At 43.7% G+C, this 19,117-nt stretch carries 21 protein-coding genes; 7 read left to right on the forward strand and 14 right to left on the reverse strand.

All coding sequences use genetic code 11. The annotated features are described in order from the left end of the window. Positions 1 to 37 precede the first annotated feature (37 nt). Entirely contained in the window at positions 38 to 931 is an 894-nt protein-coding gene (locus ACO067_RS11710) for a YitT family protein (RefSeq protein ID WP_421874282.1), read from the forward strand. On the opposite strand, the gene ACO067_RS11715 is transcribed toward ACO067_RS11710, so the two are convergent. The 8 genes from ACO067_RS11715 to prfA all read right to left on the reverse strand — a co-directional run bounded on the left by ACO067_RS11715 (position 932) and on the right by prfA (position 9,684). Beyond that, positions 932 to 1,690, reverse strand: coding sequence for a LytR/AlgR family response regulator transcription factor (locus tag ACO067_RS11715; RefSeq protein ID WP_421874285.1), 759 nt, complete (start codon positions 1,688 to 1,690; stop codon positions 932 to 934). It abuts the gene before it with no gap. Further along, positions 1,687 to 2,709: a histidine kinase gene (locus ACO067_RS11720; RefSeq protein WP_421874287.1), complete on the reverse strand. Its 1,023-nt coding sequence runs from the start codon at positions 2,707 to 2,709 to the stop codon at positions 1,687 to 1,689. The genes ACO067_RS11715 and ACO067_RS11720 overlap by 4 nt, the downstream gene beginning before the upstream one ends. After that, the gene (locus ACO067_RS11725; RefSeq protein WP_421874290.1) at positions 2,706 to 3,701 is read right to left on the reverse strand and encodes a sensor histidine kinase; all 996 of its coding nucleotides are present in this window, start codon (positions 3,699 to 3,701) and stop codon (positions 2,706 to 2,708) included. Before ACO067_RS11725 ends, ACO067_RS11720 begins: the two co-directional genes overlap by 4 nt. 78 nt (positions 3,702 to 3,779) lie before the next feature. Further along, a complete protein-coding gene (locus ACO067_RS11730; protein ID WP_421874292.1) occupies positions 3,780 to 5,321 on the reverse strand; it encodes a hypothetical protein in 1,542 nt (513 codons plus the stop codon). 104 nt (positions 5,322 to 5,425) lie between these two features. Further along, the gene (locus tag ACO067_RS11735; RefSeq protein ID WP_421874294.1) at positions 5,426 to 6,742 is read right to left on the reverse strand and encodes a DASH family cryptochrome; all 1,317 of its coding nucleotides are present in this window, start codon (positions 6,740 to 6,742) and stop codon (positions 5,426 to 5,428) included. Positions 6,743 to 6,773: 31 nt separating this feature from the next. Further along, positions 6,774 to 7,208 carry a secondary thiamine-phosphate synthase enzyme YjbQ gene (locus ACO067_RS11740; RefSeq protein ID WP_421874297.1) on the reverse strand — a complete coding sequence of 145 codons (435 nt, stop codon included), beginning with the start codon at positions 7,206 to 7,208 and terminating at the stop codon, positions 6,774 to 6,776. Then, on the reverse strand, positions 7,205 to 8,584 hold the full coding sequence (locus ACO067_RS11745; RefSeq protein WP_421874299.1) for a right-handed parallel beta-helix repeat-containing protein: 1,380 nt from the start codon (positions 8,582 to 8,584) through the stop codon (positions 7,205 to 7,207). Before ACO067_RS11745 ends, ACO067_RS11740 begins: the two co-directional genes overlap by 4 nt. A gap of 26 nt (positions 8,585 to 8,610) precedes the next feature. After that, on the reverse strand, positions 8,611 to 9,684 hold the full coding sequence (gene prfA / locus ACO067_RS11750) for a peptide chain release factor 1 (RefSeq protein ID WP_421874301.1): 1,074 nt from the start codon (positions 9,682 to 9,684) through the stop codon (positions 8,611 to 8,613). Positions 9,685 to 9,731: 47 nt separating this feature from the next. On the opposite strand from prfA, the gene ACO067_RS11755 reads away from it, so the two are divergent. Continuing rightward, entirely contained in the window at positions 9,732 to 10,391 is a 660-nt protein-coding gene (locus tag ACO067_RS11755) for a Tll0287-like domain-containing protein (protein WP_421874303.1), read from the forward strand. A gap of 19 nt (positions 10,392 to 10,410) precedes the next feature. Next, a complete protein-coding gene (locus tag ACO067_RS11760; RefSeq protein ID WP_421874305.1) occupies positions 10,411 to 11,937 on the forward strand; it encodes a M61 family metallopeptidase in 1,527 nt (508 codons plus the stop codon). Positions 11,938 to 11,995: 58 nt separating this feature from the next. Here ACO067_RS11760 and ACO067_RS11765 read toward each other — a convergent pair whose 3' ends face one another. Further along, a complete protein-coding gene (locus ACO067_RS11765; protein ID WP_421874307.1) occupies positions 11,996 to 12,568 on the reverse strand; it encodes a DNA-3-methyladenine glycosylase I in 573 nt (190 codons plus the stop codon). 54 nt (positions 12,569 to 12,622) lie between these two features. Here ACO067_RS11765 and ACO067_RS11770 point away from each other — a divergent pair, with 54 nt between their 5' ends. Further along, positions 12,623 to 13,738, forward strand: a complete 1,116-nt coding sequence (locus tag ACO067_RS11770) for a hypothetical protein (protein WP_421874309.1) — start codon at positions 12,623 to 12,625, stop codon at positions 13,736 to 13,738. Positions 13,739 to 13,745: 7 nt separating this feature from the next. Then, positions 13,746 to 14,552 (forward strand): arylamine N-acetyltransferase family protein, encoded by an 807-nt coding sequence (locus tag ACO067_RS11775; protein ID WP_421874311.1) that lies wholly within the window; start codon positions 13,746 to 13,748, stop codon positions 14,550 to 14,552. Here ACO067_RS11775 and ACO067_RS11780 read toward each other — a convergent pair. The 4 genes from ACO067_RS11780 to ACO067_RS11795 form a co-directional block, all read right to left on the reverse strand. Next, positions 14,529 to 15,386 carry a hypothetical protein gene (locus ACO067_RS11780; protein WP_421874314.1) on the reverse strand — a complete coding sequence of 286 codons (858 nt, stop codon included), beginning with the start codon at positions 15,384 to 15,386 and terminating at the stop codon, positions 14,529 to 14,531. The two genes, ACO067_RS11775 and ACO067_RS11780, sit on opposite strands and share 24 nt — an antisense overlap. Positions 15,387 to 15,430: 44 nt before the next feature. Further along, positions 15,431 to 15,832, reverse strand: coding sequence for a TerB family tellurite resistance protein (locus ACO067_RS11785; RefSeq protein WP_421874316.1), 402 nt, complete (start codon positions 15,830 to 15,832; stop codon positions 15,431 to 15,433). A gap of 66 nt (positions 15,833 to 15,898) precedes the next feature. Next, positions 15,899 to 16,312, reverse strand: coding sequence for a TerB family tellurite resistance protein (locus tag ACO067_RS11790; RefSeq protein ID WP_421874317.1), 414 nt, complete (start codon positions 16,310 to 16,312; stop codon positions 15,899 to 15,901). A 43-nt stretch (positions 16,313 to 16,355) separates the two neighbouring features. Beyond that, positions 16,356 to 17,117, reverse strand: a complete 762-nt coding sequence (locus tag ACO067_RS11795) for an SDR family NAD(P)-dependent oxidoreductase (RefSeq protein WP_421874319.1) — start codon at positions 17,115 to 17,117, stop codon at positions 16,356 to 16,358. 279 nt (positions 17,118 to 17,396) lie between these two features. On the opposite strand from ACO067_RS11795, the gene ACO067_RS11800 reads away from it, so the two are divergent. Next, positions 17,397 to 18,593, forward strand: a complete 1,197-nt coding sequence (locus ACO067_RS11800) for a sodium:calcium antiporter (protein ID WP_421874321.1) — start codon at positions 17,397 to 17,399, stop codon at positions 18,591 to 18,593. Here ACO067_RS11800 and ACO067_RS11805 read toward each other — a convergent pair. Beyond that, positions 18,590 to 18,913: a Rieske (2Fe-2S) protein gene (locus ACO067_RS11805; RefSeq protein WP_421874323.1), complete on the reverse strand. Its 324-nt coding sequence runs from the start codon at positions 18,911 to 18,913 to the stop codon at positions 18,590 to 18,592. The two genes, ACO067_RS11800 and ACO067_RS11805, sit on opposite strands and share 4 nt — an antisense overlap. Positions 18,914 to 18,982: 69 nt before the next feature. Between ACO067_RS11805 and ACO067_RS11810 the strand changes: the two genes are divergently transcribed. Continuing rightward, entirely contained in the window at positions 18,983 to 19,114 is a 132-nt protein-coding gene (locus ACO067_RS11810; RefSeq protein ID WP_421874325.1) for a hypothetical protein, read from the forward strand. Positions 19,115 to 19,117: the final 3 nt, after the last annotated feature.

Consider the following 19,117-nt stretch of genomic DNA (forward strand, 5'->3'; position numbering starts at 1 on the left):
TTTTGGATGATATCTTTATCGCTTAAGAAAATCTCCAATGGACACATCATTCAATATTCCTTCTTTTAGACAAATCGCCAGAGAAAGTTTCTTAATGCTTCTGGGTGTGTTTTGTGCCGCAGTGGGGTTGGAGAGCTTTCTGCTTCCTAATGATGTGCTTGATGGAGGCGTAACCGGTATTTCACTGTTGATGGCCATGATTACTTCAGGTCGTCCTTCCATCTATATCTTCCTGATCAACATCCCATTTCTCATACTCGGGTGGTTTCAGATTGGTAAGTTCTTCGCCATCAAGAGTTTCCTTACTATTTCTTTGCTGGCCATTGTCATTTACAATTTTCATTTCCCGGTTATAACAGATGACTCCTTGCTGGTAGCAGTTTTCGGTGGATTCTTTCTTGGTTTGGGTATTGGGTTTTCTATCCGTGGTGGAGCAATTATTGATGGTACGGAGGTGCTGGCCATCTACCTGGGTAAAAAAACAGGCTTTTCCGTAGGAGAACTTATTCTCATTTTCAACATCATTATCTTCTCCGTAGCGGCTTACTTGCTGTCTATCGAAACAGCGCTATACTCGATCATCACTTATTTTGCGGCATCTCGTACTGTAGACTTTGTGCTGGAAGGGTTTGATGAGTACATTGGTGTTACGGTCATTTCTGACAAACATGTAGAGGTGAGAGAAATGATCCTCAATACACTCAGACGTGGAGCTACCATCTACCATGGCAGCAAAGGATTTAGTGTGATGCAACAGGAAGAAGCACATACTAACATCATTTACACTGTGATCACTCGCCTGGAGCTGGCTCGATTGGAATCAGAAATTCACCAGATTGATCCAAGTGCGTTTATCGTCATGTCCAAGGTGAAAGACATCCGTGGTGGCATGATCAAGAAACTGCCACTGAAAAAGCTGAAGAAGAAATAATCAGCTATTGCCTTCCAACCAGTTTTTGAAGTATGCTACTTTTTCCCGACTTACAATTATTTCCTTTTCCAGATTTGCACAAGTTTGTATCTTCAGTCGGCTATTGGTGAAGACCGTGACATCCCTCACCGCGTCAATATTGACTAAATAGGTGCGATTAACTCGAAAAAAATCTTTTGGATCCAACAACTGCTCCAAATCCTCCAGTCGGTAGTCAATGATGTATTTACGATTATCGGACGTCAATAGATAAACCGTGCGTCCATCGGCAAAAAACAGATCCACCTCTCCGGTAGGAACCGTTTGGATGTGTTGACCATGCCTGACCATAAATCGGTCTTTGTAGGTTGGTCTGGCCAGTTCTTTGATTGCCCCAGATACGTTGGGTGAATTGGTCCATTGCTTCATGTCTACAAACTTGCGCAAGGATCTGGACAGATCCGTAAAAGTGATCGGCTTTAACAGGTAATCAATACTATGATGCCTGAAAGCATCCAGAGCAAACTCATCAAAAGCAGTAGTGAAGATAATGGGCAGCTGAACATTCACCTGGCTGAAGATTTCAAAACTGATCCCATCAGACAGTTGTATGTCTACAAATAGTAAATCCGGCAACTGATCGGCCTGCCGAAACCAGTCTATGGCGGACTGCACACTGCGCAACTTCTCCACTACCTCGATTTCCGCATCGTACTTCTCCAAATAGCGCACCAGTTTATCTATCGCTGGTTGTTCATCCTCAATGATCAGAACTTTCATGGTGCCAAGGTTAGTTTGGGTATGGAATAGACGTATTTATCTGTTTGTTTGTTCAGTTTTACTTCCTCTTCTGAATAAAGTCGATAAGACTTGTGAAGTTGGTCCATCAGGTTAGCTGTATTATCGGCCATGTCCAGTTGTTTGATAAATCCAGCCGAGACTCTTAGCAGTTCGTCCTCCTCATTGAGCTCCAGAACCAATGGGTTCTCAGGGCTGACTATCGCCTGCTTGAGTGTCGTTTCTAAGATTTTGAGTAACACTCCTGGTACCACCAAAAAATCAGAATGGACCGATGAGGTGGCTTCTATGGTCCTGGCCGGCAACTCATTCAGCAACCTGACAAGACCATTCAGGGCTTCTACCTCTAGGGCAATGCTCACCAATTCCTTTTTGCGGGAGAGGACATATCGGTAAACAACCGCCAGAAGGTCTAGTAGTTCTTCTGCTCTGTTGATGTCCGTGCGGGAGAGGACAATCAGCTGTTCCAGGCTTTCAAAAAGCAACGCAGGATTTATCCCGTCTTTGAATTGACTAAATTCCTCCACCAAATGCTGTTTCAATTCCTGCTCCTGTTGGAGTTTGAGGTCGTGGGACTTCTTAAGGATATCATACATGACAAACAACGAAAGATAAATCCAGCTAATCATCATAAAAATGGCATTGAAGATGATCAGTTCTGACTGAGCTGGGCTGAACCCGAGTACCTGTTCGAAATAAAGAAATAGGCTGCCCGTGACCACCACCAGCACCATCACAGTACATATCAGGAAGGGTAACGACAAGCCAATAAATGTTGGAGCCAGCCAATGAATTCTGGACAGTGTCATGATAATAAGTCTGGAAAACTCGTGTATCAGGTAGGACAGACCCATGCAGAAATAAAGCTCTTGCCCCAGAAACAACTCATCCAGTGCTGTCACATTATTGTTGATCAGAAGAATCAAAAGGTACACAATGGTCCCACTAAAAAGAGGGCTTATGATCCGAAAGAGCGGCTTATGAATGAAGAGCCTGTTCATAACACGGGAAGCTTTACAGTAAACTCCTCTGCCGACTTCACCTCCACGGGTTTTCCACCCAACAATTGGTAGCGCTCTTTGATATTTCGCAAACCGACCTTGAAGGATGTCACTTGTTTTGGTGGTGCAGTGATATTGTTCGTGACTTGCCACCATCCTCCATTTCTCGAAACAACAATTTCGAGTGGTTGCTTCTTGCCAATTTGGTTATGCTTCAAAGCATTTTCGATCAGCAACTGTAGCGTAAGAGGTGGCATCTGAACCTCCGTGAGCTCAGACACATTGTCCAGCTTCACACTGATAGAACCACCAAAACGCTCTTTTACCAATTCTACATTTGCCTGCACAAAAGCCCATTCTTCCAGAAAAGGGACTAGTTTCTTATCATAGGTTGGCAAAGTGTACTGATAGACCTTGGCCAGGTTGCGGATGTAAGTCTCTGTTACTTGAGGCCCTTTGTGAAGTAGAGACGAAATGGTGTTGAGGCTGTTAAACAGAAAATGTGGTGTAAGCTGGGACTTTAATGCAGCAAGCTGCAAATCCACCTGACGAGACTCTAGTTGTACAGCATCCAGCATGCTTTGTTGCAGATATTGATAGCTAGTGATTACCAAATAGACCACTGCAAAAAGAAGAACCGCTACAAAAGACAGAATCGCCAGCTTCGTATAGACTCCATCCGAAACGGATAGCTCTAAGTATCCTTCATGGAATGTAAATAAATACAACGCTGAAGTACCAAAGACCACTGCAGTATTTCCAACTATAGAACAAAGTAGGTTTAGGCCCGGGCGCTTGTGCCAATGCGTAACTTGAGCAAGCCATTTTGATAGCCAGATGACCAGATAGGCAACAAGTACACCCACAGCAGCCGATAAAAAGATGACGTGCCGGTAAGTATACCACAGATCGGGCTCATTGTAAAACAGAAAAGTGAACAGTAGAACACCGATCACTCCGCCAATGATAAAAATAGCCAGATGTTTTTTCAAAGTTTGGCTGATATGTGATGAAGTGGTATTCAAAGTCAGTCGCTCTCTCTAGACAAGATACCACGACGAACTCTAAAATCAATAGTCAATGGCTTTCATGGCTTTACCATAGTAAGTGTCCGACGAAATCTGTCTAGCTGCACTTCTATATGCTTCCTTTACTTCGTCGCTCATGGAGTTAACCTGACGAGACAAAGCCATAAGCCCATTAGACAAGTAATGATCTGATCCAATGTGACTTGCTGCACCTAATAATTTTACCATGTTAGACTCGGTCAGGCTCTTTTTGGCGGCCTCTTCCAGCACGGTCGTCGCATAGTGATCAGAACCTATTCTCCCTAAAGCAGTAACGAATGCCTCCATTGATCGGCCGGAGAGATCCTGCCTCCTAACTGCGGTCTTCAGCACTTCACTAAGATAATGGTCAGAATCCATTGAGTTACCAGCCAGGTCAAACAGCACAGTCAAGGTTGACTCATCCTGCGCATCCTGTAACAAGTCTATCAATATGCGGGACATGTAAGTGTCGGACTGGATATCGCTGAAGGAGCCCAACACCATCTTCAAAGCATTAGCATTGAGCGTTCTGCTCCCAAGGAGCTCGGAATACACATTGCTCTTATAATGATCCGATTGTATATAATTTGATACCTGGGTGAATTGAGAGATTCGGCCAGCGGATAGCTCTTGAGTCTTTATGACAGTGATCAAGACATTGGAAAGGTAATGGTCAGATTGGATATCCTTTGACTCACTAAGTAGTGCAGCCATTTGATCATCATCCAGCTTTTTTCTTTCCATGATTTCTATCAGTGCATTGGACTTGTAATGGTCAGACGCTATACCATCAGATCCCTTGATTAGTTTGGTAAGTTGTGCTCCTTTGATTTCATCACTCTTAGCCACGGCCATCAGTACATTCGTTTTGTAATGATCGGACTGAATGGCATCAGCAGCTGATACATAGTTGTCCACTGTTTGAGCAGTCAGTCCATACCTTTCCAAATAGCTCATTAGAATCTGGGAGAGGTAGTGATCAGATCCAACCGTCTCACCTGCAATAGCAAGCATTTTAGACTGGTCGGCGTCTGTAAGGTCTTTCTGGAATGCCAGTTTGAAATACGTGTGTTTGACATAATCACCTTCCAGCATACCCAGTTCCTTCACCAAAGCAGCTGATCCTCCCTTTCCATAAATCCTGTCTACACGAGACTCAGCGGCTATGGTAGTACTCCGCACCAGGCTTGGCAGCACTTCTGCCAGCCACTTTCGTCCTTCTGGTTCCCAGTCCTGCTCGGACCATCCCACAAAATACCTTTTGGTCAGTCCATCTCTATCTGATTCAATTTTGATTTTGCGCGAAGAGCCAAATGATGACTTGGACAGCTCGAAATAGCCACCTCTTGATATCCCCACAATGTCCGTGTCGTCATCTGATAGGTCGATCTCACCATCGTACTCTACATCGAAGGAGCCATCCAGGTTTTTGACCTTATAGGTATTCTTCCCATTGCTATTGGTAATGTTGAAAGCCAGCTTCGCCTCGGCAGTGAAAGCAATTGCCGCCAGCGAAAGTGCTGTGAGTAGGGCAATTAAAAGGTTCTTGTACTTTGAGTTCATTAGATCTTTAGGTTTTTGATAATCCAAAGATGTCAACTCAAGTCCTTCCTAAAAAAATCAATGTATTCAACTGTTGAGAAAATGTACTGAATTGTAAAATGCGCCTAATCTATACTGGAAAATAGGTTTGGCTCCAGCCAATGGCGGACATATTCGCCTTTTGGATCGTACTTTTCTGCCTGATTGGGCACATTAAAATACCGGTTTTCTCTTGGGTCGTTTCCCACTCCAGCCACATAGATCCAGTTACCCCAGTTGCTGCAGACATCATAGTCGGCTAGCTGCGACTCAAACCATGCGGCACCCCACTTCCAGTTGACACCTAGATCCTTGACTAGATAACTCGCCACATTTTGACGGCCTCTATTCGACATAAAGCCTGTTTTTAGCAGTTCCTGCATGTTTGCATCTACAAATGGTTGGCCAGTTTTACCGAATCGCCATTGCTCAAAAGATTCTAGATCATCTTTGAGACCAAGGTTAACTTCTTTGATTCCAGTTTTGAAAAACACTTGTTTCCCATACTTCAAGCATACAAACCGAAAATAGTCTCTCCAGATCAACTCAAACACCAGCCAATATGTGGAAATGTTCTTTTTACGCTCCCGCTCATATCGCTGGACTTCATGATAGATACTTCTCGGGGAAATGCATCCATGAGCCAGCCACGGACTGAATTTGGAGGAATAATCTTCACCCAATAAGCCATTTCGTGTCCATTTGTAATTTTTTAGTTGATCGGTTTCCCAGAAATAACGATTGAGCCGGTCCCAGGCGGCACTTTCTCCTCCCGTCAGTTGTATGGCCGTACGCTCATCTTGTTGGGCTTCTTCTGCAGTAAAATCGAAGTGCTCAAATGATGGAACCTCTGTCGACTCCAGTTTTGGTGAATTGATTGCTTCCGGTCTGCCCACTTCAGATCGTATGCCCGAATATTTTTCATGCTTTTTTCGGAAAGCCGTAAAAACATCTGGTAGTTTCCCGACAGGCATCACCAGATCATCTAGATGAAATAGGGTAGATTGCCAGATTAAGTGAAGCTGTTTCCCATCACCTTCCAGCTCCATTTTTAGACGTTCCTCCTGAAGGGTTTCTTCCCAGGTGACTTCTTGAGTGGCATATATTGAATCCACTCCATGTTGATCAGCCAACTTTATAACTTCATCAGGTGGGTTTCCTGTCTTGATGATCAAATCGGATCCCATTTCCTGAAGCTGCCTTTTTAGATCGGACACCGCTTCGAGGATGAACTTTGTTTGGAAAGGACCCGTCTTTCTAAACCCAAGGTCTAGTGACCGCCACCTGGACTCATCAAAAATATAAACAGGAATGACCTGATCGGAATGCTCAATGGCTTCCGATAATGTCACATTATCACGGAGTCTCAGGTCGTTTCGAAACCAAACAATGGATATTTTCATGTGAGGTCAACTGCCTGTCAACCTATTTGGTTTAGTCCTCAGTAGTAGATCCCCAGGCTGTAAGTACCAACTTCCTGGAACCCCCATAATCTCGATGTTCACAGAGATAAATTCCCTGCCATGTTCCTAGGTTCGGTCGCCCATTGGTAATGGGTAGTTGTACTGACGGGCCTAAAAGTGATGCCTTGATATGCGCGGGCATGTCATCTGGCCCCTCGTAGGTGTGCTGATAATAGGGAGCGTTTTCTGGTACCATCTTGTTGAAGTGAGACTCAAAATCACTCCTCACTGTAGGGTCAGCGTTTTCATTGATGGTAAGAGAAGCAGATGTGTGTTTGATAAATACCTGCAAAACACCAACCTTCAGTTCTTTCAGTTCAGGAATTGCATCTAATACTTCCCGTGTGATCAGGTGAAAGCCACGTTTGTAAGATGGAAGTGATATCTCTTTTTGAAAAAAAGTCATTGCGGATCGATTCGTTCAAATGCTCCAATGTCCGGCTTGTCATCCCTTGGCATTCCATTGATATCATCAGAGATTCCGATATGAATGCCCTTATCTCTGGCAAAAGCTAAAGAATCAAGCTGGAAGTCGTTGGCTATTGGGTCAACAAAACCCGGAAAATTACTCTGCTGAGAGGTGAAGTTACCATCAATCTCCTCGGAGAGCTTAATGATGTTGTTAGTCAGGTAGACTTCAAAATCTGCACCACCTTCATTGCTAAAAAGCAACTGCTCTTCCCCCTTGCCCCAGGCAATGCTGTTCGTCATTTCAAGGTACAAATTGGAGGTGATTAGGTTTCCATTTTCCAAAATGATGTTATCCGAAAACTGCAGCAAAGGATCATCGGTTAGAAAGTCACTGGCATTGTTGGCAAAGGTACAGTGCTCGTATTTGTAGGTGCCGCCAGCAAAATTTCCTACGAGGTACTGGTTCACGTTGTAGATCTGTACGTTGTAGGCATACACGTCTGAAGTAAACGCCAAGATGCCTGCGTAAGACATGTTGCGAATAGTGGAGTGAGAGATTTCTACATCAAAATCATTATCCGAATCCGGAGTTCCAATCCGCAGGCCGATCTGGCCATTTTCTATATCAGCATAGCGTATCTCATTTTTCTTGCTGCCTTCCAGGAAAAATATACCTCCCCACTGACCTGGTGCCGCCAGGTAGTCTTCATCAAAGCGGGTATTTCTAAAAGTCACATGATTTCCAGAGTCGCCCAATACTTTTAAGGAACCTTGTACAAACAAGGAAGCATCTGTATCCAGGTATATTTTGGTTCCCGCCTCAATGGTCAGTGTACAGAGTGAGTCTACCAATGCCAAATCGTAAATCACATATGGACGATCTTTGGTCCAAACCTCATCACAGATCAGCTCCGAGTTGATATAATTGGCGTCCTGTCCCCAGGCTACCAGCTTCACATGATCAGAGTTTCCATTCCACTCCACTATCACAGAGTCCTTCACCAAATACGGCAGGTTTTGATCTTGTGGATCGATGGTGACGTCTACTAAAACCAATAGGCTATCCCGGCCAAAAATCACTTCATCCTGAACGCTGGTCCCTGTTTTCCCATTAATAATAACTGAATAGTCTGAATCAGCACCTTTTCCTAATCGTATATCTGATACACTTACCGCTTTGGAATTAGGGTTGTAGATACGAAACCTTCTGGTCAGACTTTTTTTAGCGGTCAACAGCGTGTCAAAGAGAACCGTATCACTACTAAAGGTAAGCTGTAGGTTTTGATCACCACTTACCTGTTCCTCCTCCGGCTCACAAGCAACAAGAAGTACCACCCAAATAGCTATAACAAAATAATAAGCTCTCTTCATGATTGGTCAACGATCGGCAAAGGGCTTTATTCTGTCCCTTGTGCTTTCAACAATTCTGTATTTTCAGCGATACGAAGCTTTTCGATAAACTCCTCCAGATCACCAGCCACTATCGCCGGCAGGTTATAGACTGTGTGATTGATTCGATGATCCGTCACACGACCCTGAGGATAGTTATATGTCCGAATTTTATCCGAGCGGTCTCCAGAACCCACCATGGTCTTTCGCTGAGAGCTAATGGCTTCATTGTGTTTTTTCAGTTCTATTTCATAAAGGCGTGATCGGAGGACTTTCAGCGCCTTGTCATAGTTGGCGTGTTGTGACCGGCCATCCTGGCACTCTACCACCAATCCACTGGGAGCGTGGGTAAGACGTACGGCTGATTCTGTCTTGTTAATGTGCTGGCCACCAGCACCAGATGCCCGGAAAGTATCTTTGCGAATATCTCCCATGTTCAGCTCCACGTCTACTTCTTCGGCTTCCGGCAGCACAGCCACTGTTGCTGCTGAGGTGTGTACTCTTCCTTGAGATTCGGTCTGTGGTACTCGCTGGACACGATGCACTCCAGATTCAAACTTAAGTTTGGCGTACACATCTTCCCCTTCCACACTAGCCACTATTTCTTTAAACCCTCCAGCTGATCCTTCGTTGAGGTTCATGACTGAAAACTTCCATCCCTGAGATGATGCGTATGACTCATACATTTTGAATAAATCCCCTGCAAAAATGGCAGCTTCATCTCCACCCGTTCCTGCTCTAATCTCAAGGATGACATTTTTGCTATCATTGGGATCCTTTGGGATAAGCATGAATTTAAGCTCATCTTCAAGTTCCTCCTCCTGAGGCTCCAATTCATCCAGCTCCATTTTGGCCATTTCCCGAAATTCCTCGTCCTTCTCCTTCTCGAGAACCTCTTTGGCATTTTTGATATTGCCCGTTACTAACTGATACTCTTTGTATTTATCCACAATCTTTTCCAGATCGCGGTACTCCTTATTCAGCTTGGCATAGTTATCCATATCAGCGATAATGTCCGGCTGGACTATAAGCTGACTTACCTCCTCAAACCTTTTTTTGATTGCCTCCAGTTTATCAATCATCTCCTTTAACTTTAGTGTGCAAAATTATACAAAGCGATTCGACTTTTATGAGCACACCCAAAAACATACTTTTTCTAACGTTTTTGTCCATTTTGTCGGGTTTAGGAGTGAGTTGTCGTCCTGACAAACCAGTGGATCGGGAAGCCGTGAAAAAGGAAATGGAAAGCCGCGAACTAAAGCGAGTGACCGACGCGGAGATCATGGCTAAAGGGGAGGAAGTGGCTAAGGAAGCTCTGGAGGCCACTCAACAAACGTTCCAAAAGGAGTTGATGAAGGCTATACAAAGTGAAGGTGTGTCGGGAGCAATCACCTATTGCAACACAAATGCCATGGATATTGTCCGGAAGCTAGAAGACAGCCTGAACATCTCCATCAAAAGAGTGACTGACAAGCCAAGAAACCCAGCAGATAGTTTAACTGGAATTGAAAAAGAAATCTGGGAAGCTTATGCATACGCGCCTGCCAATGCGGCTTCTCAGATTCAGGAGTTAAACCCAACCGAATTGATCTTTACTAAACCCATTCTGATCAGCTCGGGAGTTTGCCTCAACTGTCATGGTAAAATAGGCGAGGATCTTACGGAGAAAAACCATCAACTTATCACCGGGCTCTATCCGTCGGATAGTGCTACCGGTTATAAACTTGGAGATCTACGGGGCATGTGGCGATTGGTCATACCGAAGAAAACGGTTGTGGATCAATTGTAGGATATTAACAAATAACACCATGAAAATACCCGCTCTTTTTACCTTAATACAAGTTGTTCTGGCCTTTTCCGCATGGGGACAAACGGCAATTAGTTATACTCTTTCTGTTTCTGACCCAAAAACCCATCAATATCAGGTGTCAATGAAAATAAGTGGGATAACTGGTGACCAATTGACCTTGAAAATGCCTCAGTGGCATCCTGGGTATTACCGGATCATGGAGTATGGAAAAGATGTTCACGGTTTCAGGGTAAAGGGAGACCTAGAGGTGACGGTCAAACATCCCTCGGTGAATACCTGGCAGTTGACTGGAATAAGCAGGAGTGATCTGGTGGTAGAGTATGCAATACAAACACACAGAAAATTCGTTGCAAACAGCTATGTGGAAGAAGGCAGAGCATATATCATTCCTGAAAACACCTTTATGTATGTTTCGGATAAAATGAATCTGGCTCCACAAGTAAAAATAGTCATCCCAACCGCCAACAGTACGATCGCTACAGGGCTGGACCTGGTAAACGACAATACTCATGTCTACATTGCTGAAAACTATGACATTCTGTATGACTGCCCCATCTTAGTTGGTGATCTGGAAGAGCTTAGTCCTTTTGACGTTGGTGGTAAAATTCACCGGTTTATTGGTTATCAATTAGGCTCTTTTGATCGTGAGCTATTTATGGATCGCCTACAAGCTATTGTGAAGAGCGCATCTGATATTATCGGAGACATTCCATACGAACAATATACTTTTATTGCCATCGGACCCGGCAGAGGTGGGATTGAGCATTTAAACAACACCACGGTGAGTTTCGATGGCAATCAGCTAAAGTCGATTGAAGATTACAACCGGGTTCTGAACTTTCTTGCTCATGAATATTTCCATCATTACAATGTGAAGAGGATACGACCTTATGAGCTCGGACCGTTTGATTACGAAAATGGCAACCGAACCAACTTGCTGTGGGTAAGCGAAGGACTTTCTGTCTACTATGAATACATCATAACCCGCAGAGCAGGCATTTCAAACGACTCCTTGTTTTTAGCCAATTTCAGCAGAGACATCACTTCATTTGAGAACAGCCCGGGCAAATCTCACCAATCGTTAGCAGAATCAAGTTTTTATACGTGGAGCAACGGACCCTTTGGAAGTGAGGGCATCGATCCAGAAAAATCTATTTCTTATTACGTGAAAGGCCCCATCGTCGGGTTATTGCTTGATTTGGCCATCAGACATGCCTCTAAAAATCAGCGGTCTTTGGACGATGTGATGCGCCTCGCCTACCAACGCTATTACCATCAGCTCAACCGAGGGTTTACTGATGTAGAATTCAATAGCTTATGTGAAGAGGTAGCAGGAACTGCCCTCAGTGAACTATTCCAATACGTATACACTCCAAATGCTCTGAATTACGACATGTACCTGGCATATGCTGGGCTGGTTTTGGTCAAGGAAGAAAATGCTGAGAATACAGCTTACACAATCCGAAAGTCACAAGAATCAACCGACTTGAGCGAAGAAATATTTGCTTCGCTGGTTGGCGAGTAAGCATCATGATCACTGCTTATTAATATGATTCTGTGGGTGTGTATGAAATAATGAACACTTATTTCACTTCCCTATACCTAAAGCAATCTACTGTATGGTCATTGACCAGCCCCACTGCCTGCATGTGAGCGTATATGGTAGTAGATCCTAAAAACTTGAAGCCTCGCTTTTTCAAATCCTTTGCTAGTGCATCAGACTCCCGGGTGGTTGCAGGAACATCCTTCATACTTTTTCTATGTCCTACGATCACTTCATTACCGACAAACTGCCAGATATATGAATCGAACGAACCGAACTCTTTTTGCACTTCAATGAAGCGTTTGGCATTGTTTACGGCTGCTTCAATCTTCATCCTGTTTCTGATGATCCCCGGGTTGAGCACTAGTTCATCGATTTTCTGTTGGTCATAGGCAGCCACTTTGTGCACATCAAACTCAGCAAAGGCCTGCCGATATCCATCTCTTTTTTTCAAAATCGTACTCCAGCTAAGACCAGCCTGAGCGCTTTCCAAAATCAGAAATTCAAAATGAATCCGATCATCGTGAACAGGAACACCCCATTCCTCATCGTGGTATTTAATGTATTGGTCAAAAGTATTTTCCGCCCAACCGCATCTTTTAGGTTCACTCATACTAGTCTTGTGCTTTGAAGGTTAATATATAAATTTAATTTTCTCTTTATCCCTATGAAGTTAGTTGTCCGGATATGTTTGTTGTGGAGTCTTGCTGTTTGCAGCCTTCATTCTATTGCTCAAACGGAAATTTTCAATATTGGTGGTCCAAAGTTTCTCCAACTTAGCGAAGAAGTGCCAGCAGATCTAACCAGCCAGCGTGCTCTGGTAGTCATATCTGTACCAACTGAAACGCAAGGTGGATATGACACTCGAGGCAACTGGCGGTTACTGGCACAAAAGAGTCACAAGCTACTCCGACAGATTGGTGTCGATCCGGTGGGGTATGTCTATGTGGACGATCTCAATGCTGGCCCTGAAGTAAAAAATAGTTTTCTGGAGCTGATGCGAGCGCGCAGGGTGAAAAACATTCTATATGTCTCCCGAACAGGAACTCTTCCCAATGAGGAGTTTATGGTAATGGTAACTCCTTTCTCTGAAGCTGAAAATGGATACATCGCCAGCGGTCAGCAAGCCTGGAAAGAAACCCACCAGGAATTGGAGCGTGTGATGATTCGTCTAGGCAGACAAGTATTGCGACAGCAGATAGAACGATCCAACTTTCTGATACCAGAAGGACCCGAGTATTTGAATGACCTGGCGGTGTTTAACGGTACGCGCTATGAAAACTACCCAACCAGACTGCAAAGTTTGAAACTGGCAGTAATAGCCTTTCAAAAAATCAAACCTTCATCTGACATGGACGAAGAGGCCTTGTCTCGAATCAATTATTACAATAGCAAGGTGGATCAGAAAAATGCTTTGCTTAAGGAGATCCTTAAAAATTACCCATACAAGTATGAGTTAGTCGATGTGACTGATGAAGACGAGCTGTATAGGGAAGGTTTTCAATATGCCCTAATGCCTCTGCAAAGCACCGGTAGGTCGATTAAGCGTATCCTCAATTATCAAAACACCTCCAACGAGACGCACCAAATGAGTACAACCTATAAGGTAAATGGAGAAGTCATCCTCAAGAAAATACCTGCAGATGCCAACGTGACCAAGTACTATATCAAGCAAACGATTATTAAGGACATTCATGTAGGGGATGTTTGGGATGCGGATGTGTCCTGGGATCAGGCATTGAACAACTTTGTGTTCAACTTGAGAAAGGCCTTCAAAAGGTAGTGTGGTCATGCATCGATCACCCAGACAACCCGAAGCTATTGATGCAGAAGCCTACCTGGCACGCATTGGAACAAAACATCAACAAGCAAGTGTGAAGTCTTTGAGAAACCTTCACTATGCGCACTTGCTCTCTGTGCCTTACGAAAACCTGGATTTTCATTACCGCAAAAAGATTGTGTTGAGTGTAAAGAATCTCTTCGAAAAGGTCGTTCACAGATGCAGAGGGGGAATAGCCTACGAACTGAATATTCTTTTTTATCACTTACTAGCCCAGCTGGGCTATTCGGTGAGCCTACATTCCGCAAGGATCTATAAAAATGAAGATCTCAGCTCTGAATTCGAACACGTGGTGTGTCTTGTACAAGTTGGCACGGAGCAGTATTTGTGCGATGTGGGTTTTGGGGACCACTTTTGCTTTCCGAAGATTATCCGAGCCAACCATTCACAGTTGGATTACACCAGGTATTATAAGTTGGAGAAGGACATAGATAACAACTGGATCCTAAAAGTTTCTAACGACAACTCCTATTATCAATCTGTATACCAGTTTAATGAGCAGCAAAAGGAGTTTATAGAGTTCATACCCCGGTGCAATTACCACCAGGACAACACCGAATCGCCATATCATCAGGAGAAATTCATCACACAGTTATTCAAAGAAGGTAGGATAAAACTGACCTCCAGAAAACTTAGTATTCACTTAATGGGCGAGAAAGAAGAAAAAGAAATACTCAACGAAGATGCGTTTTTGGCCAACCTGGAACATCACTTTGGTATCCGTACGCGAGAGCTACTTCGTCAATCGCTCGATTAGAAGCTCTGAAGCCTCTTGATAAAAGTACCTCAGGGTTTCTTGCTGGTTAGAGGCCGACTGCACATGTTTGGACAAAATCACTGCACCAGTCCACTCATCACTTATCCATATGGCATGATTAGCAAGTTTTGGAAATGTCTCTGTATCTACGTGAGGCCAACAATTGATGTAGAAATAGGGGTTTTCAAATTGATCATCCCCTGGAGACATCCCCAGTGAAATCTGAGTGTTGGTCTCAGGGTCTCCGGTATCCTTCAGTAAAATATCCATGGCCATGTCAAAATGATGAGGCCAAATATGAATGGTACCTGCTGACTCATGTTGATCTTTGATCTCTCGTAGCACCAAGTAGGTATTGTGATAGCACTTAGCCAGTTCGGCACTACTCCGCCTGGAGCTAATGTGAAAAGGGCTGCCCGCCTCTAAAACCGGCTTTGGAAGCTGATATGGCAAATTAAGCGTGAGGTTTTGGGCATTAAGTCCAAGTTTTCCTATTTGCTCTTCCAACCACAGCATGAGCTGCGTGGTAGTGGCACCCTGCAAATCAAATGAAGCCAAAGTCATTACCTTCTCGTCTACCAGGTATATTTTGAATTCTTCCAAACTAATAGAACTGCGAAAAGAGACATCTCCTTGAACCCACTTACCTGCCATGCGTCGCAAACCTGGCACCCATGTGAGGGTAGCGTTCTCATCATTTTCAGAATGCTCCAAAAACTTGCGCCCGACTGAGGCCACATTCTGCACGGACTGGTGTAATTGTACCCTGGCAGTTCTCACCTCCTCCGGATCTGTCGGAATGAATTTATTCCAGGTAAACGTGTCCATAGCCATGCTGATTGTAGATAAAAAAAGGCCTCTTCTGAGGCCTTGATGCTTTATAAGTTGTTCTGAAATTTTTTGACTTCTCGTTTTAGCGCTTCTCTATTAGAAGTTATAGAAGGATCACTAAACACCTTAGAACTCAACTTGGATATAACTGCCTTTTTGAAGCCCAGCTTCTCAGCCAGTTCTTCACAGTATTTGATTTCACTCAAGTACACCTGACTGTCAATCTTCATGAGCTGAACAATATTGTATAAATACTCAAATCGATCATCGTCAGTCATAGTGGATAGTGCCGGTAGTGGCTCCGGGTTATCTACCAGGTGTAATACGTCATCCTCCGAAAGGCCGTTTGCTTTTCCAAGAATCAAAATGAGCTCGCGCTCTTCGCCTGCAAATTCTCCATCAATTTTGGCCAGCTGTATAAGTGTACTTAGTTGGGATTTAATACTCATGATAACGTCAGGTCAGTTTTTTTGTGCGTTAAAGATAGATTTAGCTTAGCTGAGATACAAATGAAATTATACCTGCAACTTTTTTACTTCAGTTTTGAGTTTCTCTCTGTCCGACGTAATAGAAGGGTCAGAAAAAATTCTAGAGGACATGGTTTTCACTACTTTCCTTTTGAAACCAAGCTTTTCGGCCATGTCTTCACAATACTTGATTTCGCTTAGAAACACCTCGTTATCAATTTTCATCAACTGAATAATGTTGTAGAGATATTCAAATTTATCATCAAACGATAAAGCAGAAAATTGCAGGTCCTGATTTCCTTTATTTACCAGGTTTTCCTCAATTAGCTGGTCAATGTGCGTTTCTGGTACTTTGTGTGCTTTGCCGATGCTGTAGATCAGCATTTTTTCCACCTGAGTAAAATTCTGGTCCGTAACAGCTAGCTGTATGAGTGACTTCAAGTGAGTTTCTAAATTATCCATGCGGTAGTTTCGTTTTAATAAATATAAAAAAATAATTCGGGTCTTAATGCATATAGCTTCCAGCATTGATATCAAACGTGGATCCAGTAGAATGGTCCGCCATGCCACTAGCTATAAAAGTAATCAATGGTGCTAGGTCCTTCGGTTCTGTTAACCGTTCCAGGGCCACATCACCTTTAGTATGTTCTTCTCCATATTGATCCATAAACTCCTTGGCCATGTCTGTGCGAACAAACCCTGGGGCTACTACAAAAGCCTTGATTCCATCCTTTCCATAAGCTCTGGCAATGGATTTTGTCAATGAAACCAAGCCAGCTTTAGATGCCGCGTAGGCCATATACTCTGCTTGATCTCCTCTAAATGCAGCCCTGGAGCTAATGTTGATAATCCGGCCTGCTGCTTTCCTCTGCAAAAAATGATGAATGGCCTTTTTGCACAACATGGCAGAAGCTGTCAGATTAACCATCATGGTCTCATCCCATGCTTTGGTCCAGTCATCATCAGATCCTGAGATCGGAGCTGAAATAGCCACTCCAGCATTATTAATCAGGACCTCCACACTTCCCATCTCCAGGGATACCCGCTCAAAAAGTTTGGCTGCCTCATCAGCTTTGGAGAGATCTGCCTGAAATGCCTTCGATTCATTCCCAAGAATATGAGCCAGATTCTCCGCTTCGCGCACGTTCTTATTGTAATGAATCGCTATAGTGGCGCCAGCTTCAGCCAGTTTGGTGGCTATCGCTTTTCCTATGCCTCGACTAGCTCCAGTTACGAGTATATTAAGACCAGATAGGTTGATATACATGAGAGTTCAAGTTTAAAAGAAAATTAGCCAAAGATCGACAATTTCTTTTCGGTCGCCATATGTTTTCTCTTTCCGATCACCAGAATGGTAAAGTAATAGTGTACGGCACACATTGCATATTGGATATGAGTGAAACGGCAATAAGAAGTCATAAACCAACAAAATCGATTAATTGACCAGATCATTGATATTAAAGAATTACTTGAAGGTGTATGGATAAAATTGTTATCTTAGAGAACCCACAGCTAATTGCATTTTTTCCACCTATAATTTACCTAAATGGGGATCATCTTACCATTAATCCTAATCAGTATATGCTGTCTAGTCATCTGGAGAGCGGGCGATGGGTTCATGACGGCTTCTGAATATGTAGGGCGAAATCTCTCTGATGGAGTCCGTGGAGCTACGATCAATGCTGTGGCCAGTTCAATGCCTGAGGTGTTCACCTCACTGTTTTTCCTGTTTATCATGAAAGATGCCGAGGGGTTTTCTGGAGGAATTGGGACCACCGCGGGATCAGCCATTTTCAACAGTATGGTTATTCCAGCAGTTGCTGTATTGGCCGTTATCGGAATCGGTCTGACAAAGCGCGTGCGAGTTTCGAAAAAAGTAATGCTGCGGGATGGGTTGAGCCTGCTGATCGCAGAACTCATCTTCATCGTACTCATCAGTGGTTCACTGCTGGATTGGTACCATGGTTTACTGCTCATGCTCGTCTATGTGGTGTACATCATCTATATGTTTTGGTCCATGGACAAAAAACAGCGTGAAGAAATGCTGGAAGAGTCCCACGTCAGTGAAGAGGATTTTGAAGATGAAGAGCGAAAACAAAAGCCCTTTCTTTTAGCACTAGTCACTTTGGATTTAGAACGTGTCTTTATTGGAAAAAAGAAGATCAATGATCGGATCGCCTGGTCTCTTTTGATTTTCTCTACACTGTGCATAGCTGCAGTGTGTTACTTGTTGGTATTGGCCTGTGAGTGGATCGGTCATGAAACCTATGAGGTGCCATTCCTAGGAGAATTACATGGACTGGGGATACCGGTAATGTTCGTTGCGCTGATTCTTGCATCTGCTGCATCGTCCTTCCCAGATACCATCATTTCTATAAAAGATGCCCAAAGAGGCCAATATGACGATGCTATCTCCAACGCCCTGGGCAGCAATATTTTCGATATCTGTTTCGCTTTAGGGTTTCCCCTGTTCATTTTCACATTGATGTATGGTCCCATTCCCATGTCTCAGGAGATGGTAGATCTGAGTAGCGAACTAAGGTTTCTACTGTGGCTATTGACCGCTTTGGTTTTGATTATTTTCATTACTGGTGGATACATCGGACGTTTGAAAGCAGGTGTGTTGTTAGTCTTGTATTTCCTGTTTGTAGCCTACGTGGTGGCCCGGGGATCAGGTAATGAATATGCTCAGGCAATCGCCGACTGGTTAGTCTCGGTGGTGCGGTGGTTCAGCATTTCCTAAAGATCCACGGTGAGACTTCCATCAGGCTGCCAGGTAGCTTGGTTTGTTTTCAGTTGCCTACATCGCCTTTGTGATTCTTGACCGGTCAAAAGATCAAATTGGTAATTGTGCCACATGCAAGTGATCTTAGCACTTGGGCTGATAGACGCGTTGGCAAGTGAGTTGTCAAAGTGTGGACATTTGGGCTCAAAAACAAAGACATTATCACCAATTCGAGTCATGTGATATCGGCTTTGCTCCACTTGGATGGTGATTATTCCTCTGTCATTGAGATGATTGTAAAGTTCTTTTTTTGAAGAAAATAGTTGGATCTCTGCCATCGCCACTAAGTCTATTTCTGCTTTGGATTCAAATACGCTATATTCGCAGAAAATAATTTCATCAAAATCATGGACATTACCAACCCTGCAGTTACCGACGGTGTAGATTTATTTGTGAACATAGTAGTGATCCTTGTCGCCTTTGGAGCAGCTATCTCTTTGATTGACTTCAGAAAGACGCAGCAAAAAAGTGAGGATTAATCT

Origin of the sequence: Marinoscillum sp. (assembly GCF_965229915.1) — a bacterium.
Classification (GTDB): domain Bacteria; phylum Bacteroidota; class Bacteroidia; order Cytophagales; family Cyclobacteriaceae; genus Marinoscillum.

What these genes read in the sequence shown, in the direction of transcription:
- ACO067_RS11755 (WP_421874303.1), top strand. Translation starts at nt 9,732, where the DNA reads ATGAGCACACCCAAAAACATACTTTTTCTAACGTTTTTGTCCATTTTG.
- ACO067_RS11760 (WP_421874305.1), top strand. Translation starts at nt 10,411, where the DNA reads ATGAAAATACCCGCTCTTTTTACCTTAATACAAGTTGTTCTGGCCTTT.
- ACO067_RS11805 (WP_421874323.1), bottom strand. Translation starts at nt 18,913, where the DNA reads ATGGCAGAGATCCAACTATTTTCTTCAAAAAAAGAACTTTACAATCAT.
- ACO067_RS11740 (WP_421874297.1), bottom strand. Translation starts at nt 7,208, where the DNA reads ATGACTTTTTTTCAAAAAGAGATATCACTTCCATCTTACAAACGTGGC.
- ACO067_RS11780 (WP_421874314.1), bottom strand. Translation starts at nt 15,386, where the DNA reads ATGGCTATGGACACGTTTACCTGGAATAAATTCATTCCGACAGATCCG.
- ACO067_RS11810 (WP_421874325.1), top strand. Translation starts at nt 18,983, where the DNA reads ATGGACATTACCAACCCTGCAGTTACCGACGGTGTAGATTTATTTGTG.
- ACO067_RS11775 (WP_421874311.1), top strand. Translation starts at nt 13,746, where the DNA reads ATGCATCGATCACCCAGACAACCCGAAGCTATTGATGCAGAAGCCTAC.
- ACO067_RS11735 (WP_421874294.1), bottom strand. Translation starts at nt 6,742, where the DNA reads ATGAAAATATCCATTGTTTGGTTTCGAAACGACCTGAGACTCCGTGAT.
- ACO067_RS11785 (WP_421874316.1), bottom strand. Translation starts at nt 15,832, where the DNA reads ATGAGTATTAAATCCCAACTAAGTACACTTATACAGCTGGCCAAAATT.
- ACO067_RS11730 (WP_421874292.1), bottom strand. Translation starts at nt 5,321, where the DNA reads ATGAACTCAAAGTACAAGAACCTTTTAATTGCCCTACTCACAGCACTT.
- ACO067_RS11710 (WP_421874282.1), top strand. Translation starts at nt 38, where the DNA reads ATGGACACATCATTCAATATTCCTTCTTTTAGACAAATCGCCAGAGAA.
- ACO067_RS11745 (WP_421874299.1), bottom strand. Translation starts at nt 8,584, where the DNA reads ATGAAGAGAGCTTATTATTTTGTTATAGCTATTTGGGTGGTACTTCTT.
- ACO067_RS11795 (WP_421874319.1), bottom strand. Translation starts at nt 17,117, where the DNA reads ATGTATATCAACCTATCTGGTCTTAATATACTCGTAACTGGAGCTAGT.
- ACO067_RS11790 (WP_421874317.1), bottom strand. Translation starts at nt 16,312, where the DNA reads ATGGATAATTTAGAAACTCACTTGAAGTCACTCATACAGCTAGCTGTT.
- ACO067_RS11800 (WP_421874321.1), top strand. Translation starts at nt 17,397, where the DNA reads ATGGGGATCATCTTACCATTAATCCTAATCAGTATATGCTGTCTAGTC.
- ACO067_RS11715 (WP_421874285.1), bottom strand. Translation starts at nt 1,690, where the DNA reads ATGAAAGTTCTGATCATTGAGGATGAACAACCAGCGATAGATAAACTG.
- ACO067_RS11720 (WP_421874287.1), bottom strand. Translation starts at nt 2,709, where the DNA reads ATGAACAGGCTCTTCATTCATAAGCCGCTCTTTCGGATCATAAGCCCT.
- prfA (WP_421874301.1), bottom strand. Translation starts at nt 9,684, where the DNA reads ATGATTGATAAACTGGAGGCAATCAAAAAAAGGTTTGAGGAGGTAAGT.
- ACO067_RS11765 (WP_421874307.1), bottom strand. Translation starts at nt 12,568, where the DNA reads ATGAGTGAACCTAAAAGATGCGGTTGGGCGGAAAATACTTTTGACCAA.
- ACO067_RS11770 (WP_421874309.1), top strand. Translation starts at nt 12,623, where the DNA reads ATGAAGTTAGTTGTCCGGATATGTTTGTTGTGGAGTCTTGCTGTTTGC.